We start from the raw sequence: 16580 nt of genomic DNA, 5'->3' as shown, positions 1-16580 counted from the left end.
CCCGCTTCGCCGACGATCCATGCCTCGGACTTGGATCGGTGTGACGTCGCGTCCTGAGAATTGCGCGCTGCGTGCCGTTCGTCAAGGCCCCCCACTCCGGCGAGATCGTCACAGGGCGTGGCGACGGGCAACGAAGATCACCATACCCGCAGGCGGGGACAAGGCAACGCAGCCGTGACGGAAGCGCCGAAGGGCGACCACCCCAACGGGTGATCGCCCTTACGGAACGGAGCGGGTCAGCGGGCCCTGCGGGGCCCGTGAGCCCCTGCCCCTGAGGTCACTTGACCTCGACGGAGGCGCCGGCACCCTTGAGGGACTCGGCGGCCTTCTCGGCCTGCTCCTTGTTGACCTTCTCCAGAACCGGCTTCGGGGTGCCGTCGACGAGGTCCTTGGCCTCCTTCAGACCCAGCGAGGTCAGCTCACGCACGACCTTGATGACCTGGATCTTCTTGTCGCCGGCGCCGGTGAGGATGACGTCGAACTCGTCCTTCTCTTCCTCGGCCTCGGCCGGGGCGCCCGGGGCACCCGCGGCGACGGCCACGGCGGCCGGGGCGGCGGCGGTGACGTCGAACTTCTCCTCGAAGGCCTTCACGAACTCGGAGAGCTCGATGAGGGTCATCTCCTCGAACTGCGCGAGCAGGTCTTCCTGGCTGAGCTTCGCCATGATGGCGGTCCTTCCACTAAATCGGCTGGTGCCGGATGTACATGTCGGCGGGCACGGGCCCGCTGGGCAGCGGGAGAGTTACTCCGCGGCCTCGGCGGGAGCCGGCTCGCCGGCACCGCCCTGCTCTTCCTTCTTGACGCGAAGCGCCTCCGCCGTGCGGACGAACTTCGACGGGAGCGCCTGGAAGAGCGCCGCAGCCTGGGACTGCTTGCCCTTCATGGCGCCCGCCAGCTTGGCGAGCAGCACCTCGCGGGACTCGAGGTCCGCGAGCTTCTTGATCTCGTCGGCGGACAGCGCCTTGCCGTCAAGGACACCGCCCTTGATGACGAGAGCGGGGTTCTCCTTGGCGAAGTCACGGAGACCCTTCGCCGCCTCGACCGGGTCACCGGTCACGAAGGCGACGGCCGACGAACCCGCGAACAGGTCGTCGAGCGTGGTGATCCCGGCCTCGTTGGCCGCGATCTTGGTCAGCGTGTTCTTCACCACACGGTACTGAGCGTTCTCACCGAGCGAACGACGCAGCTCCTTGAGCTGCGCCACGGTGAGACCGGTGTACGCGGTCACAACAGCAGCGTTGGAGGTGCGGAACTTGTCCGTCATCTCCTCGACGGCTGCGACCTTGTCAGGCCTCGCCATGAGCCTCGGCCTCCTTCCGGGTGATGAGGACCGCATCGGCCTGGGAAAGGAGGCTGAACAAAACGAAACGCCCCGGCGCAGGCGCTCGGGGCGTGACTCGACCGCACGGGCTCGGCGGCCCGATCGGGAGTCCATCCACAATCACCTGCGCAGGTCGTCCGCAGCTAGCGGATCCTTCGGCCGCCGCACCCCCTGTGGAGGCACAGCAGCGACCAGCGGTCTTTGGCTTCTGTGGCAGATTACGCGAACGGGCCGCGGCCAGGCAAATCAGCTCGCAGCGGGGGTCACTGCTGCTTCATGGCGTCCTCGAAGTTCATGGTGTCCGAGGCCGGCGGCTCGGTGACCGTGACGTCGGTGCCGTAGTCCGAGTAGAAGACCGTCGAGTCGTACTTGCCGTTGTTGCTGTCGGCCTGCTCCCGCTTCTTGACCAGCAGGTTGTTGCCGTCGATCCACAGGTCGATGGTCTCGGTCTCCATGCCGGAGGTCTGGAGCTGCTTCTGCAGCGACTCCAGGTCCGACTTGCTGAGGTCCTTGGACTGCATCTCGGCCAGCTCGGAGACCTTCACCGTGCCGGTGTAGTGGGTCGCCTTGACGCCCTTGACCGACTCCGAGCCCACGCTCTTGACCTTGCCGGTGGCGATCAGCAGCTGCACCGCGCGCGCCGGGTCGGTGTTCTGCATCTGGTCCTTGAGGAACTCGCCGGAGGCGCCGGCCTGCTTGGCCAGGGTGTCGTAGTCGTACTTCATCCAGTGCTTGCCGCCGGCCTGGGCCGCGAACTCGTCACCGAGGTTCATGAACATCGCGTCGGGCGTGTACCGGGCCTCCATGGGCTTGCCGGCCAGCGGCGAGTTCTGGACCGCCCCGCCCTTCTGCGTGATGGTCATGTTGGCGTGCATGCCGTTCGCCCAGTCCATCGCGCCGGACATGCTCGAGTTCTGCGGGCCCATCTGGGTGGTGCCCTCGACCTTGGCGGAGTGCTGCTGGTCCGTCTTCTGCGAGGCGAGCTTCAGCGCTGCCAGCGGGCTGCCCACCGACTCGGCGGCCTTGTCGGACTTGTCACCGCCCTTGTCACTGTCGGACTTGTCGCTCCCACAGGCGGTGACTCCCGCCACCAGGACGACACCACTGAGCACCGCCGCACACCGGGCAGCGAAACGAGTACCGCGCACAGGTCCCCCTATGTCTTTGCTTCTTATGCAGCTTTTACGACTGCTGCGACTGTATCTGAGGGGACGCACAACGCGGAGAGCCGGGTTCCGGCACTTCACGGGGGAAGTGCCGGAACCCGGCTCTCACAGCGCTCAGAGACGCTCAGAGCACGCTCGGAAAGCGCCTCAGACGGCCTCTTCCTCGACCAGCAGGTTGCGGGTGCGGTTGGCGTCCAGCGGGATGCCAGGACCCATCGTGGTGGTCAGGGTCGCCTTCTTGATGTAGCGGCCCTTCGCGGCGGACGGCTTGAGACGGTTGATCTCCTCGAGCGCCGCGGCGTAGTTCTCCACCAGCTTGGCCTCGTCGAAGGAGACCTTGCCGATGATGAAGTGCAGGTTCGCGTGCTTGTCGACACGGAACTCGATCTTGCCGCCCTTGATGTCGGTGACGGCCTTGGCCACGTCGGGGGTGACGGTGCCGGTCTTCGGGTTCGGCATCAGACCACGCGGACCGAGCACCCGGCCCAGACGGCCGACCTTGCCCATCAGGTCCGGGGTGGCGACGACGGCGTCGAAGTCCAGCCGGCCCTTGGACACCTCGTCGATCAGCTCGTCGGAGCCGACGATGTCGGCGCCGGCGGCCTCCGCGGCCGCAGCACGGTCACCGGTCGCGAAGACCAGGACCCGGGCGGTCTTACCGGTGCCGTGCGGAAGGTTCACGGTGCCGCGGACCATCTGGTCGGCCTTGCGCGGGTCGACGCCCAGACGCATGGCCACCTCGACGGTCGCGTCGAACTTGGTCGTGGTGGTCTCCTTGGCGAGCCGGACCGCCTCGAGCGGGGGGTACACGCGCTCCCGGTCGATCTTGGCGTCCGCGCTGCGGAAAGTCTTGCTGCGCTTCACTGCTGCTCCTGAAATGTCGTGGAGTTCGTGGTCCGGGCCGCGCATGGCCCTGCCACCTTTTTTGTGCTCGCTCGCCTCCGGGCGCTCGTACCCGGTGTCGACGCTCTTCGACGCTGCGCGGTCGCTACGCGACCCTTGCTCTCATCGCTTTCACAGCATCGATCAGCGCCTTCGGCGCGGGCGGCGCGCCCTTCGGCTCGCTCACGGGGTGAACGAGAACAGGCGAGCCCTTCAGCCCTCGACCGTGATGCCCATGGAACGGGCGGTGCCGGCGATGATCTTCTCCGCGGCGTCCAGGTCGTTGGCGTTCAGGTCGGGCATCTTGGTGGTGGCGATCTCGCGGACCTGGTCGCGGGTGATCTTGGCGACCTTGGTCTTGTGCGGCTCGCCGGAGCCCTTCTCCACACCCGCGGCCTTGAGGATCAGCTTGGCGGCCGGCGGAGTCTTGGTGACGAAGGTGAAGGAACGGTCCTCGTAGACCGTGATCTCCACCGGCACGACCATGCCGCGCTGCGACTCGGTCGCGGCGTTGTAGGCCTTGCAGAACTCCATGATGTTGACGCCGTGCTGGCCCAGCGCGGGGCCGACCGGCGGGGCCGGGTTCGCGGCACCGGCCTGGATCTGGAGCTTGATCAGCCCCGTGACCTTCTTCTTCTTGGGAGGCATGCTCTCTCCGGGTCCTAGTGAGAGGTGGTTCGCCGCCATACCGGATCATCCGGATGGAGGCATACCGCACAACGATAACGGGTATACCTGCGCGGCCTAAAACCGAGCAGGTCAGACAGGCCGCGAAAGCCCGTCTGACCTGATCGGAAGGTTCGTATGGTCAGTTCTTCTGGATCTGGTCGAAGCTCAGCTCGACCGGGGTCTCCCGGCCGAAGATCTCCACCAGGCCCTTGACCTTCTTCGAGTCGGCGTTGATCTCGTTGATCGTCGCCTGCAGCGTCGCGAAGGGGCCGTCGGTGACCGTGACCGAGTCGCCCACCTCGAAGTCCAGCACCTGGACCTCGACCTTGCGGCTCGGCGTCGGCAGGCCCGCCTCCTCGGCGGCGGCCTTGGCGGCCTTCTCCTCGGCCTCCGGGGCGAGCATCTTGACGATCTCGTCCAGGGTCAGCGGGTACGGGTCATACGCGTTGCCCACGAAGCCGGTGACGCCCGGGGTGTTGCGGACCACGCCCCAGGACTCGTTCGTCAGGTCCATGCGCACCAGCACATAGCCGGGCAGCTTGTTCTGGCGCACGGTGCGACGGTCGCCGTTCTTGATCTGGACGACCTCTTCCTGCGGCACCTCGGCCTGGAAGATGTAGTCCTCGACGTTCAGCGAGACGGCGCGCTGCTCGAGGTTGGTCTTCACGCGGTTCTCGTACCCCGCGTAGGTGTGGATGACGTACCACTCGCCGGGGAGGGTACGCAGCTCCTCACGCAGGGCCTCGACCGGGTCGACGACGGCTTCCTCGGCCTCGTCGGCCTCTCCGGCCTCTTCTGCGTCGGCCTCGGCGGCGTCCCCGGCCCCCGGGACAGCGTCCTCGTCCTCAACGTGGACCGCGTCCTGCTCGGCCGGCTCGCCCGCCTCAGCCTCGGCAGCCTCGGCCTGGTCCTCATCGGCAGCCTCGACGATGTCGAGCTCGTCCTCAACGGACTCGACGGCCTCGGCGGCCTCGTTCAGGTTCGGGTCAGACACGGTGGCTGCTTCTTCCTGGCTACAAGGGGGTGGAACGTGCGAAGGGGCAACTCGGAGACAGCGCCACCCTTCGAGGGTCAGCCGAAGACGTACGTGACGGCATGGTTGAACCCAAAGTCAATCACGGTAACGATACCGATCATGATCAGCACAAAGACGATCACCACAGTGGTGTACGTCGACAGCTGGCCACGCGTGGGCCACACGACCTTGCGCAGCTCAGCGATGATCTGGCGGTAGAAGAGCGCGAGCCTGCCGAGGGGGCCCTTCTTGGCGCGCTTGCCACCGCGACGGCCCTTCTTGGCCGCCACCTCGTCTTCGGGACGACCGCTCTCAGGCGTCGCGGTGGAGCCAAGGGCTTCCGTCACTCGTCCTCACCTGAATCCGGGTCGTGGCCGTGCCGCGTCCGGCCCGGCCGCACAGCGGTGCATTCTTAGTACGCGCGCACGCACCCTGGTAAATGTGCGTGTAGCAGGGCCGGAGGGACTTGAACCCCCAACCGCTGGTTTTGGAGACCAGTGCTCTACCAATTGAGCTACGACCCTTTGCGGCTCCACCCAACCTACCGCATCCACCCGGCTCCATGGAGTGCGCGGGCGGAATGGCTGTTGAGCGGCCAACGACGGTTGAGTGTACGTGCTCGAAGGCCGGGCGTCGAACGAGAAGCGCCCATGGCGCTCCAACGCCCCCCATCACTACCGCCCCCGGGCCGTAAACCCCCGTGCCGCGCCCTTCGGCCGTCTGGGACGATGCACATATGACCGCTGCTACTCCCCCCGTACAGTCCCCGACGGAGCGCCGCGTCTCCGCCCGCATCGGGTCCATCTCCGAGTCCGCCACCCTCGCCGTCGACGCCAAGGCCAAGGCCCTCAAGGCCGCCGGGCGTCCGGTGATCGGCTTCGGCGCGGGCGAGCCCGACTTCCCCACGCCCGACTACATCGTCGAGGCGGCGGTGGCGGCCTGCCGCGACCCGAAGTACCACCGCTACACCCCGGCCGGCGGGCTGCCCGAGCTCAAGGCGGCGATCGCCGCGAAGACGCTGCGCGACAGCGGCTACGAGATCGAGGCGGCGCAGGTCCTGGTGACCAACGGCGGCAAGCAGGCGATCTACGAGGCGTTCGCGGCGATCCTGGACCCGGGCGACGAGGTCATCGTCCCCGCCCCGTACTGGACCACCTACCCGGAGTCGATCCGGCTCGCGGGCGGCGTCCCGGTCGAGGTGGTCGCCGACGAGACCACCGGCTACCGGGTCTCCGTGGAGCAGCTCGAGGCGGCCCGCACCCCGCACACCAAGGTGCTGCTCTTCGTCTCCCCGTCCAACCCCACGGGCGCCGTCTACTCGCGCGAGCAGGTCGAGGCGATCGGGCGCTGGGCGGCCGAGCACGGGCTGTGGGTGCTCACCGACGAGATCTACGAGCACCTGGTCTACGGGGACGCGCGGTTCCACTCGCTGCCGGTCGTGGTGCCCGAGCTGCGGGACAAGTGCATCGTGGTCAACGGTGTGGCGAAGACGTACGCGATGACCGGCTGGCGCGTGGGATGGGTCATCGGCCCCAAGGACGTCGTCAAGGCCGCGACCAACCTCCAGTCGCACGCCACCTCGAACGTGAGCAATGTCGCACAGGCCGCCGCCGTGGCCGCCGTCTCGGGCGACCTGGACGCCGTGGCCGCGATGCGCGAGGCCTTCGACCGCCGCCGCCGCACCATCGTGCGGATGCTCAACGAGATCGACGGCGTGGAGTGCCCCGAGCCCGAGGGCGCCTTCTACGTCTACCCGTCGGTGAAGGCCCTGATCGGCAAGGAGATCCGCGGCAAGCGGCCGCAGAGCTCCGTGGAGCTGGCCGAGCTGATCCTGGAGGAGGCCGAGGTCGCGGTCGTCCCGGGTGAGGCCTTCGGCACGCCGGGCTACCTGCGGCTCTCCTACGCGCTGGGCGACGAGGACCTCGTCGAGGGCGTCTCCCGGCTGCAGAAGCTGCTGGGCGAGGCGCGGGCGTAAGGGCCCTCCCGGAAAACGCGGGGGCCCCGGAGAACGCGTAAGGGGTACCCCGGAAAAACCGGGCGGGTCGGGCGTGCCGAGCGGGCACACCCGGCCCGCCCGGCGTTTTCCCGCGGGCCCCGCCCCGCCCTTCCGCATTCATGTGCGGGCAAGCCCCCGTTCGGCGAAAGCGGTACCGGCGCGCGCCGGGCTGGGGCAGTATCTCCAGATGGCACGTGACGTACATCTGCTCCCCAAAGCGCATCTGCATCTGCACTTCACCGGCTCGATGCGCCCCGCCACGCTGCTCGAACTGGCCGACAAGTACGGCGTCCACCTCCCGGAGGCGCTCAGCGGCGGCGAGCCCCCCAGGCTGCGGGCCACCGACGAGCGCGGCTGGTTCCGGTTCCAGCGGCTGTACGACATCGCGCGGTCCTGTCTGCGGGAGCCCGAGGACATCCAGCGGCTGGTGCGCGAGGCCGCCGAGGAGGACGTCCGGGACGGCTCCGGGTGGCTGGAGATCCAGGTCGACCCCACCTCGTACGCCCCTCGGCTCGGCGGCCTGATCCCGGCGCTGGAGATCATCCTGGACGCGGTGGAGACCGCCTCCCGGGACACCGGCCTGGGCATGCGGGTGCTGGTCGCCGCCAACCGCATGAAGCACCCCCTGGAGGCCCGCACGCTGGCCCGGCTGGCGGTCCGCTACGCCGACCGGGGTGTCATCGGCTTCGGGCTCTCCAACGACGAGCGGCGCGGCTTCGCCCGCGACTTCGACCGTGCCTTCGCCATCGCCCGGGACGGCGGCCTGCTGGCGGCGCCGCACGGCGGCGAGCTGTCCGGCCCGGGCAGCGTGCGCGACTGCCTGGACGACCTCGGCGCGCGGCGGGTGGGGCACGGCGTACGGGCCGCCGAGGACCCCCGGCTGCTGCGCCGGCTCGCCGAGCGGCAGGTCACCTGCGAGGTGTGCCCGGCCTCCAACGTGGCCCTGGGCGTGTACGAGAAGCCGGAGGACGTGCCGCTGCGCACCCTGTACGAGGCCGGGGTGCCCATGGCGCTGGGCGCCGACGACCCGCTGCTGTTCGGGTCGCGGCTGGCGGCTCAGTACGAGCTGGCGCGCGAGCACCACGGCTTCACGGACGCCGAGCTGGCCGAGCTGGCCCGGCAGTCCGTCCGCGGCTCGGCGGCCCCGGAGGACGTGGCCGCGCGGCTGCTGGCCGACATCGACGCGTGGCTGGCGGCGGCCGGGTAGCGGACGGTCGGGGGACGGACGCGAGGGGGCGCCGTGGGGCGCCGGGGAACGTGCCGTCAGAGGCTGACGCCGACCGTCACCGGCTCGTTGACGAGCGTGATGCCGAACGCGGCCTCGACGCCCGCGACGACCTCGCGGGCGAGCGCGAGCAGGTCCTCGGTCGTGGCCTCGCCGCGGTTGGTCAGGGCCAGGGTGTGCTTGGTGGAGATGCGGGCCGGGCCGGTGCCGTAGCCCTTGGTGAACCCCGCCTTGTCGATCAGCCAGGCGGCGGAGGTCTTGACCAGCCCCTCCCCCGCCGGGTAGGCGGGCGGGGTGACGCCGGGGCCCAGGCGCTCGGCGACGCGGGCCAGGAAGGCGGCGTAGGCGTCCTCGGACAGGACCGGGTTGGTGAAGAAGGAGCCCGCCGACCAGGTGTCGTGGTCCGCCGGGTCGAGGACCATGCCCTTGCCCGCGCGGAGCCGCAGGACCGTTTCGCGGGCGGCGGCGACGGGCACCCGCTCCCCCACCGCCACCCCGAGCGTGCGGGCGGTCTCGGCGTACTTGACCGGCGCGGACAGGCCTCCCGCGTCCTCCAGCGCGAAGCGCACCCGCAGCACCACATAGCGCCGCGGATCGGCCTTGAAGCGGCTGTGGCGATAGGCGAAGCCGCAGTCGGCGTTCGGGAGGGTCACGACGGTCTCGGCGCGCCGGTCGTAGGCGACGACCTCGGTGATCGTGGTCGAGACCTCCTGGCCGTACGCGCCCACGTTCTGGATGGGGGTCGCGCCCGCCGAGCCGGGGATTCCGGCCAGGCACTCGATGCCGGCGAGGCCTGCCTCGACCGTGCGGGCCACGGCGTCGGACCAGTTCTCGCCCGCGGCCAGCTCCAGCCGGTCGCCGTCGAGGGTGAAGCCGCTGGTCGCGATGCGCAGGGCGGTGCCGTCGAAGCCCTTGTCGGCGATGACCAGATTGCTGCCGCCGCCTATGACCAGCAGCGGGGTACCGGCCGCGTCGGCCTCGCGGACCGCCGCGATCACCTCGTCGTCGGTGGTGGCCGTGAGCAGCCGGCCCGCCGGGCCGCCGAGGCGGAAGGTGGTGTACGGGGCCAGGGGCGCGTCGTGGAGTTCCTGCACGGGCTCAAGAGTACGGGGGCGCCCCGGCGGGGCCCGGCGGCGGTGCCAGGCCCCGCGGGGGACGCGCCTTTCGTTCCCCGCGGGCGGCCGGGCTCCGGCCTTCTTCGGGCGCCGCGGCCCCAGGGGGTGTCCTGGGGTGTCTCAGGCGCCGCGGCCCCAGGGGGTGTCTCAGGCGAGGCGGACGACGGCGCGGGACCGGCCGAGCACCTTCTGGTCCGCGCTGGTCGCTGTGATGTCGACCCGCACCGTACGGGCCTCGTCGTCCAGCTTGGCGGCGACCTTCGCGGTCACCTCGATGACCGAGCCCTTCTCGTCGTTGGGCACGACGACCGGCTTGGTGAAGCGCACCCCGTACTCCACGACGGCCGCCGGGTCGCCGACCCAGTCGGTCACCACACGGCCCGCCTCGGCCATGGTGAACATGCCGTGCGCGATGACGTCGGGGAGGCCGACCTCCTTGGCGAACTTCTCGTTCCAGTGGATCGGGTTGAAGTCGCCCGAGGCGCCCGCGTACCGGACGAGGGTGGCGCGGGTCACCGGGAATTCCTGTGCCGGCAGCTCGGTGCCGACCTCGACGTCGTCGTAGGAGACCTTGGCTGTCATCTGGCGTCCTCCGCTGCCGGGGCTTCCTGGGCCGCCGCCGGGGTGTCCTGGGCCGGGGTGGCGCGGGCCACGAGGGTCGTGTGGGCGGTCACCACGTGCTCACCGTTCTCGTCGTGCACCTCGCCGCGGACGGAGAGGACCTCGTTGCCGGCCAGCGACTTGATCGAGTCGATCGTGGAGGTGACCGTGAGCCGGTCCCCGGCGCGCACCGGGCGGGTGTAGACGAACTTCTGGTCGCCGTGCACCACCCTGCTGAAGTCCAGGCCCAGCTGCGGGTCCTTGATCACCTGCTCCCCGGCGGCCTTGAAGGTGATCGCGAAGACGAAGGTCGGCGGGGCGATCACATCGGGGTGATCCAGCGCCCTGGCCGCCTCCGGATCGACGTACACCGGATTGGTGTCACCGATCGCCTCGGCGAATTCGCGGATCTTCTCCCGGCCGACCTCGTAGGGCGCGGTGGGCGGGTAGGACCGCCCGACGAACGACTGGTCGAGCGCCATCGACTCGGCACCTCCTGCGGTGGTCTGAGTGTCCTGAGGATCTTTTAGAGACGCCTTGTGAACGAAACAAGGCCGCCCCCGCGTGTGGGGGCGACCTTGAATGCGATCTTTCAGATCGTCGCTTTATCGCGTCTCGCGGTGCGCGGTGTGCGCGTTGCAACGCGGGCAGTGCTTCTTCAGCTCAAGACGATCCGGGTCGTTGCGCCGGTTCTTCTTGGTGATGTAGTTCCGCTCCTTGCACTCCACGCAGGCCAGCGTGATCTTCGGGCGGACGTCGGTGGCAGCCACGTGAGTGCTCCTTGACGAACGGATAGATGAACGCAGAAATAGTAGCCGATCGAAGGACCGACCCCACAATCGGCTACAGTGAGTAGCGGTGACCGGACTTGAACCGGTGACACAGCGATTATGAGCCGCTTGCTCTACCGACTGAGCTACACCGCTGCGATGCAATCGGCCCCCCACCCGACCGAAGTCGAGCGGGACACCTCTCACACCAGAGCCCCAATACGGAATCGAACCGTAGACCTTCTCCTTACCATGGAGACGCTCTGCCGACTGAGCTATTGGGGCGAGCGATGAAGACATTACACGCTCGGGCGCCGAAGGTGAAATCCGTATCGGAGCGCCGTCGGTGTGTCCCTGACGGTGTGCGTCGCCGCCCGCCCAGGCACCACACCGGTACGACTATTCGGCTCCTCCCGGACGCCGCCCGCGGCGCGTCCTAGGGTCGGCGGCAGGCCCCGCTCGGCCCGGATCACGTCCAGCGATCTCGAGAGTCGAGCGATCTCGAGACAGGACATCCCCAGGACATCCAGGAGCGCGATGCCCGACAGCCACCCGCAGCAGCAGCCTCCCACGCACGGCGGCGCGGCGCCCGAGGCCGCCCCCGCGCTGGTGCTCGGCGGCGTCCGGCTCGCCGACGGCCGCACCGTGGACGTCCGGGTCCGCGGCGGGTGTATCGAGGCGGTCGGCACGGCGGGCAGCCTGATCCCCGGTACCCGCCTCGACCTCGATGGCTATCTGCTGCTCCCCGCCCCCGCCGAGCCGCACGCCCATTGCGACACCGCCCTCACCGCCGACGCCGCCGGGCCCGTCTCCCACGCCCCCGAGGACGTCCAGCGCCGCACCATCGAGGCCGCTCTCCAGCACCTCGGCCACGGGGCCACCGCCCTGCGCACCCACGTGCCCATCGGCGGGGTGCACGGGCTGCGGTCCATGGAGGCCGTCCTGCGGGCCCGGGAGGCCCTGAGCGGGCTCACCGAGCTGTCCTCCGTGGCGGTGCCGCGCGTGCTGACCGGCACGGCCGGGGCGGACGGCCTGGCGATGCTGCGGGACGCCGTGCGGATGGGCGCAGTGGTCATCGGCGGCTGCCCCGACCTCGACCCCGACCCCACCGGCCATGTGGAGGCCGTCCTCGACATCGCCGCCCGCCACGGCTGCGCCGTCGACCTGCACACGGACGGCGACGACCCGGCCCGGCTGGCCCGGCTCGCGGCGATGGCCGGCGGGCTGCGGCCGGGCGTGACGATCGGCCCCTGCGGGGGGCTGGCGCGGCTGCCGCGCGAGGTGGTGGCGCGGGTGGCGGAGCGGCTCGCGGCGGCCGGGGTCACCGTCGTATGCCTGCCCCAGGGCGACTGCGTCGGCCTCGAGGACCGGCGCGCGCGAGCGGCGCACCCGCCGGGCTGCGCGCCGGTGCGGCTGCTGCGCTCGGCCGGGGTGAAGGTCGCCGCGGGCAGCGGGGCGCTGCGGGACGCCGCCAACCCGGTGGGGCGGGGCGACCCGCTGGAGGCCGCCTTCCTCCTCGCCTCGCGGGGCGAGGCGGAGCCGGAGGAGGCGTACGAGGCGGTCTGCGAGCGCGCCCGGGCCGCGCTGGGGCTGCCCGAGGTGCGGGTGGAGGCCGGTTTCCCGGCGGAGCTGCTCGCGGTGCGCGGCGACGGCCTGCCGGGCGTGCTCTCGCTCGCCTACAGCCGGGTGGTGGTGCACCAGGGGCGCGTGGTGGCGCGCACCAGCGCGGTGCGGGAGTACTGCGCCTCGGCGGCCGCGGCGGCGCTGGACCTGCCGCGGCAGACCCGCCCGGCGCGCACGGACCCCGGCGGCCGGCCGCAGCAGCCGCCGGACTAGCCGCCGGCCGCCGCGGTCACAAGGCTGCGAGCCGAGGAGCCCTACGCATCGCCCTCAATGGTGAAGTTGTCCCCGGAGATGGCATCGGCGTCGGCGTCGCCGCCGGCCTCGAAGCCGCCCATCATCGCGTCCATCATCCCGGCGATGTCGAGCTCGGTGGCGCCCGAGGGGACGGCGATCTTCCCGCCCTCGCCGAACGTCAGGGTGACCGGCAGCTTGTCACCCTTCTTCAGCCCCTCGGCGAGCGGGGCGAAGTCCGTGCTGGCCTTGGCGAGCGTGCCGTTCTTGATCGCGAAATCGACCGCGATCTTCTTGTTCGGCAGGTCCTTGAAGTCCTTGGCGGTCGGCAGGTCCTCGGCGCCCGGGATCTCGTCGGTGAACGGCCGCAGCTCGTCGAATATCCCGGTCAGCAGGGTCCTGACCGGCCCGGTGGCCACCACGTGGTCCGCCCCGTCACGGCTGCCGGTGTCCTTGAGGGTGACCTCGCGCGCGAAGAGCTTCTTCAGCGACTTGGTGATCTTCTTGCTGGTCTCGGGGGAGAGCTCGGGGCCGCCGGACGCCTTCTTGCCGCCCGGGCCGCCGACCTCCGCGCGGGCCTTCTCCATCTCGGCGGTGTCGACCTTGACCCACCCGCCCTCGAGGATCTTCCGCAGCGCCTTGCCGCCCGGCATGGACTCGGGCATCTCGTCGGCGGACGGCACCGGTTCGCCGCTCAGCTCGCCGAACGCCCGCATGTCCAGCCGTACGTACGCGGTCTTGCCCATGACCCGGTACTCGGCGAGCACCCCGTCCGGCCCGCTGAGCTTCAGCTGGGTCGCGACCAGATCCTTGTCCTTGGCCTCCGCCAGCGGCTTCTTGGCCTGCACGGCCACGCTGACCTTCACCCCGGCCAGCGCCTCGGCCGCCTCGCGCGGCATCGGCTCCGAGGCGCCGTCACTCTTGGAGAGCGCGATGAGCTGCTCGGGCGTCACGTCGAGGTCCAGCTCCATCGACATTGACCGGCGCTCGCCGAGCTTGTCCGTCGCGTTCTCCAGCTTCTTGCCCGCCGAGATGTTCTCGATGGCGCCGCACGCGGTGGCACCGGTGACCAGCGCGGTGGTGCAGCCGACCGCGACCAGGGGCTTGATCAGGGACTTCGCCAGGGGCTTACGGATGGGGGACATGGCGGTAATCGGGACTCCTCCGGATGGCTGATCAGACTAAGCACCTGATCTGTCGGTCAGACTCCCGAATGCCTCGGAGGGTTGCACGGCGTACGGTCGGGATCATGCGCATTGTCATCGCTGGAGGACACGGTCAGATCGCGCTGCGGCTGGAGCGGCTGCTCGCCAGGCGCGGAGACGAGGTCGCGGGCATCATCCGACGCCCCGAACAGGCGGGCGACCTGCTGGCGGCCGGGGCGGAACCGGTCGTGCGCGATCTGGAGGAGGCGTCCGTGGACGACGTCGCCCAGCACCTGGAGGCCGCCGACGCCGCGGTCTTCGCGGCCGGCGCGGGCCCCGGCAGCGGCGAGGCCCGCAAGGAGACAGTCGACCACGCCGCCGCCGTGCTCTTCGCGGACGCGGCCGAGCGGGCCGGCGTACGGCGGTTCCTCGTCGTCTCCTCCATGGGCGCCGACCGCGAGATCCCTCTGGACACCGACCCGGTCTTCGCCGCCTACCTACGCGCCAAGACCGAGGCTGACGCGGCCGTACGGGCCCGCCTGGCCCTCGACTGGACCATCCTGCGCCCGGGCCGCCTGACGAACGACCCGGGCACCGGCCGGGTGACCCTGGCCGAGCACGTCGACTACGGCTCGGTCACCCGCGACGACGTGGCCGCCGTCCTGCTCGCCCTCCTCGACGAGCCCCGCACGGCGGGCCGCACCCTGGAACTGGTGGGCGGCGGGACGCCGATCGCCGAGGCGGTGTCGGCCTCGGTCGGATAGCGGATCGGGCGGCGCGCCGCGTACCGCCGGTCGGCTGCCCCGGACAGCCGGCCTGTCCGGATCGGCCGGCCGATCCGGACAGGCGGCCGATCCGGTCGGCCGGCCGGTCCGGTCGGCCGGCTCCAGGCGGCGCGGCGCCTAGAAGTCCACCCGCGTGGTCTCGTCGGCCCGGGCCACGGACTCCTGGGCGTACCGCCGCTCGTAGGTGTCCCGGATCCGCTCGATCCGCGCGTCCTGCGCCCGCGCCTCGGACACCGGATACAGCAGGATCAGCTCGTACGACCGCTCCCGCTCGATCGTCCCGTTCTGGTCCCGCCACTGCCCCCGCCCGTCCTGGATCGTCAGCCCCGAGGGGAAGCTCGGGGTGACCTCCTCGTCGACGAAGGCCATGAACTGCTCGTCGGTCACGGGCGGCCCGCCGTCGGGTCGCTGGGTCCCGAAGAACAGCCGGGTCTCGACATACGGCTTGCCCCGGCTGACGGCGGAGGCGGGAGCCGAGGCGGCGGAGGCGGGAGCCGAGGCGGCGGAGGCGGGCTCGTCGTCGAGCGCGGCGTACGCGGCGACAGGCGTGGCCGCGGCGAGGACGAAGGCCGCCCCGACGGCGGCGAGCCGCACGCGCGGCTTCAAGGTCAACATCCCTGGATGATCGCGTCCGGCCGCACCCCGCGCCAGGGCGCCTCATGACGCCTCGGAACCCCCACGGGGGGCTGCGAACTCCTGGGCACCCGCCAGCCGTTCGGGCGTCTCTTTCCACGCGAATTCACGGCTTGCGCGCGACAAAATCCATCCCCCGAAGGTAGGGGTGCGTTCCCATGCCGTCGGGGGAGGTGCGTCGCCGATGACCGGCGCACAGTGGAGGCGAGGGAAGGATGGAGATATGAGCCTGCACTCATCGCGGTTTACCTCGCGTCGTTCCGCGCTCATTATCGGCGTATTCTTCGCGGTGGTCGCCTTGATCGCGCTCGCGATCCTCTTCTACGCCTCGGGCGGAGATTCCACACCTGGATCGACCACTCCACGGGAATCCCATTCCTCGACCAAATCGCCGAGCCCATCCAAAACCAAGCACAAATCTCACAAACACCGGTCCGAGTCGGCCACCCCTCCCGAGGCGCAGCAGTCCACGCCGGAGACGATTCCGTCTGATCAGCCGTCGGATCAGCCGTCGGATCAGCCGTCGAACCCCCAGCCACCGCCGGACACCCAGCAGCAACCCGACCCGAACCAGTCCCAACCGGACCCGAACCAACAGCAGCAGCCGCAGCCGGACCCCAACCAGTCCCAACCGGACCCCAATCAACAGCAGCAGCCGCAGCCCGACCCGAACCAACAGCAGCCGCCGCCTCAGCCGGACCCCAACCAGTCCCAACCGGACCCCAATCAACAGCAGCAGCCGCAGCCCGACCCGAACCAACAGCAGCCGCCGCCTCAGCCGGACCCCAACCAGTCCCAACCGGACCCCAATCAACAGCAGCAGCCGCAGCCCGACCCGAACCAACAGCAGCCGCCGCCTCAGCCGGACCCCAACCAGTCCCAACCGGACCCCAATCAACAGCAGCAGCCGCAGCCCGACCCGAACCAACAGCAGCCGCCGCCTCAGCCGGACCCCAACCAGTCCCAACCGGACCCCAATCAACAGCAGCAGCCGCAGCCCGACCCGAACCAACAGCAGCCGCCGCCTCAGCCGGACCCCAACCAGTCCCAACCGGACCCCAATCAACAGCAGCAGCCGCAGCCCGACCCGAACCAACAGCAGCCGCCGCCTCAGCCGGACCCCAACCAGTCCCAACCGGACCCCAATCAACAGCAGCAGCCGCAGCCCGACCCGAACCAACAGCAGCCGCCGCCTCAGCCGGACCCCAACCAGTCCCAACCGGACCCCAATCAACAGCAGCAGCCGCAGCCCGACCCGAACCAACAGCAGCCGCCGCCTCAGCCGGACCCCAACCAGTCCCAGCCGCAGCCCGACCCCAACCAACAGCAGCAGCCGCAGCAACAGCCGCCGCCCCAGCAACCCCCGCCCCAGCCTCCGCCGCAGCAGCCGCCGCCTCAGCCTCC

Annotated in this window: 18 protein-coding genes and 3 tRNA genes; 5 read left to right on the top strand and 16 right to left on the bottom strand. The window is 70.4% G+C overall.

Features of this window, described 5'->3' with window-relative positions; translation table 11 throughout:
• Positions 1-277: 277 nt before the first annotated feature.
• The 8 genes from rplL to BBH68_RS16035 all read right to left on the bottom strand — a co-directional run bounded on the left by rplL (position 278) and on the right by BBH68_RS16035 (position 5577).
• Complete coding sequence (gene rplL, locus BBH68_RS16070) at positions 278-664, bottom strand: 50S ribosomal protein L7/L12 (protein WP_065962959.1); 387 nt, start codon at positions 662-664, stop codon at positions 278-280.
• A 78-nt stretch (positions 665-742) separates the two neighbouring features.
• On the bottom strand, positions 743-1300 hold the full coding sequence (rplJ, locus tag BBH68_RS16065) for a 50S ribosomal protein L10 (RefSeq protein ID WP_065962956.1): 558 nt from the start codon (positions 1298-1300) through the stop codon (positions 743-745).
• 284 nt (positions 1301-1584) lie between these two features.
• Positions 1585-2469: an SCO4651 family lipoprotein gene (locus BBH68_RS16060; protein ID WP_065962954.1), complete on the bottom strand. Its 885-nt coding sequence runs from the start codon at positions 2467-2469 to the stop codon at positions 1585-1587.
• Between the two features lie 165 nt (positions 2470-2634).
• Positions 2635-3351 (bottom strand): 50S ribosomal protein L1, encoded by a 717-nt coding sequence (rplA, locus tag BBH68_RS16055; RefSeq protein ID WP_076970853.1) that lies wholly within the window; start codon positions 3349-3351, stop codon positions 2635-2637.
• A gap of 231 nt (positions 3352-3582) precedes the next feature.
• Positions 3583-4017 carry a 50S ribosomal protein L11 gene (gene rplK / locus BBH68_RS16050; RefSeq protein ID WP_020869305.1) on the bottom strand — a complete coding sequence of 145 codons (435 nt, stop codon included), beginning with the start codon at positions 4015-4017 and terminating at the stop codon, positions 3583-3585.
• Between the two features lie 160 nt (positions 4018-4177).
• Positions 4178-5032 (bottom strand): transcription termination/antitermination protein NusG, encoded by an 855-nt coding sequence (gene nusG, locus BBH68_RS16045; protein WP_065962950.1) that lies wholly within the window; start codon positions 5030-5032, stop codon positions 4178-4180.
• Positions 5033-5109: 77 nt separating this feature from the next.
• On the bottom strand, positions 5110-5400 hold the full coding sequence (gene secE / locus BBH68_RS16040) for a preprotein translocase subunit SecE (protein ID WP_065962948.1): 291 nt from the start codon (positions 5398-5400) through the stop codon (positions 5110-5112).
• A 104-nt stretch (positions 5401-5504) separates the two neighbouring features.
• Positions 5505-5577 (bottom strand) — tRNA-Trp (locus tag BBH68_RS16035).
• Between the two features lie 212 nt (positions 5578-5789).
• Between BBH68_RS16035 and BBH68_RS16030 the strand changes: the two genes are divergently transcribed.
• Positions 5790-7028, top strand: a complete 1239-nt coding sequence (locus tag BBH68_RS16030; protein ID WP_065962946.1) for a pyridoxal phosphate-dependent aminotransferase — start codon at positions 5790-5792, stop codon at positions 7026-7028.
• Positions 7029-7236: 208 nt separating this feature from the next.
• Entirely contained in the window at positions 7237-8256 is a 1020-nt protein-coding gene (locus BBH68_RS16025) for an adenosine deaminase (protein ID WP_065962944.1), read from the top strand.
• A gap of 56 nt (positions 8257-8312) precedes the next feature.
• On the opposite strand, the gene BBH68_RS16020 is transcribed toward BBH68_RS16025, so the two are convergent.
• From BBH68_RS16020 to BBH68_RS15995, 6 genes are all read right to left on the bottom strand, one after another.
• Positions 8313-9368, bottom strand: coding sequence for a UDP-N-acetylmuramate dehydrogenase (locus BBH68_RS16020; protein ID WP_065962941.1), 1056 nt, complete (start codon positions 9366-9368; stop codon positions 8313-8315).
• 168 nt (positions 9369-9536) lie between these two features.
• Positions 9537-9971 carry a MaoC family dehydratase gene (locus tag BBH68_RS16015; RefSeq protein ID WP_065962938.1) on the bottom strand — a complete coding sequence of 145 codons (435 nt, stop codon included), beginning with the start codon at positions 9969-9971 and terminating at the stop codon, positions 9537-9539.
• Complete coding sequence (locus BBH68_RS16010; protein ID WP_065962935.1) at positions 9968-10471, bottom strand: MaoC family dehydratase N-terminal domain-containing protein; 504 nt, start codon at positions 10469-10471, stop codon at positions 9968-9970. Before BBH68_RS16010 ends, BBH68_RS16015 begins: the two co-directional genes overlap by 4 nt.
• 123 nt (positions 10472-10594) lie before the next feature.
• Positions 10595-10759, bottom strand: coding sequence for a 50S ribosomal protein L33 (gene rpmG, locus BBH68_RS16005; RefSeq protein WP_065962933.1), 165 nt, complete (start codon positions 10757-10759; stop codon positions 10595-10597).
• An 83-nt stretch (positions 10760-10842) separates the two neighbouring features.
• Positions 10843-10915: transfer RNA gene (locus BBH68_RS16000), tRNA-Met, on the bottom strand.
• Between the two features lie 56 nt (positions 10916-10971).
• Positions 10972-11044, bottom strand: a tRNA-Thr gene (locus BBH68_RS15995).
• Between the two features lie 252 nt (positions 11045-11296).
• Between BBH68_RS15995 and BBH68_RS15990 the strand changes: the two genes are divergently transcribed.
• Positions 11297-12595, top strand: coding sequence for an amidohydrolase family protein (locus BBH68_RS15990; RefSeq protein ID WP_065962932.1), 1299 nt, complete (start codon positions 11297-11299; stop codon positions 12593-12595).
• A 41-nt stretch (positions 12596-12636) separates the two neighbouring features.
• On the opposite strand, the gene BBH68_RS15985 is transcribed toward BBH68_RS15990, so the two are convergent.
• Complete coding sequence (locus BBH68_RS15985) at positions 12637-13758, bottom strand: hypothetical protein (RefSeq protein WP_245738077.1); 1122 nt, start codon at positions 13756-13758, stop codon at positions 12637-12639.
• Positions 13759-13862: 104 nt separating this feature from the next.
• Between BBH68_RS15985 and BBH68_RS15980 the strand changes: the two genes are divergently transcribed.
• Positions 13863-14522, top strand: a complete 660-nt coding sequence (locus tag BBH68_RS15980) for an NAD(P)H-binding protein (RefSeq protein ID WP_065962930.1) — start codon at positions 13863-13865, stop codon at positions 14520-14522.
• 138 nt (positions 14523-14660) lie between these two features.
• Here BBH68_RS15980 and BBH68_RS15975 read toward each other — a convergent pair whose 3' ends face one another.
• Positions 14661-15158, bottom strand: coding sequence for a DUF3574 domain-containing protein (locus tag BBH68_RS15975; RefSeq protein WP_065962929.1), 498 nt, complete (start codon positions 15156-15158; stop codon positions 14661-14663).
• Positions 15159-15399: 241 nt separating this feature from the next.
• Here BBH68_RS15975 and BBH68_RS41475 point away from each other — a divergent pair.
• Positions 15400-16580: hypothetical protein (locus BBH68_RS41475; RefSeq protein ID WP_176586717.1), on the top strand; the 1181-nt coding region annotated here is incomplete at its 3' end.

This window comes from Streptomyces sparsogenes, from assembly GCF_001704635.1.
GTDB lineage: Bacteria > Actinomycetota > Actinomycetes > Streptomycetales > Streptomycetaceae > Streptomyces > Streptomyces sparsogenes.
The sequence above is the reverse complement of the archived record's forward strand: the minus strand, read 5'-3'. Positions and strand labels throughout refer to the sequence as shown.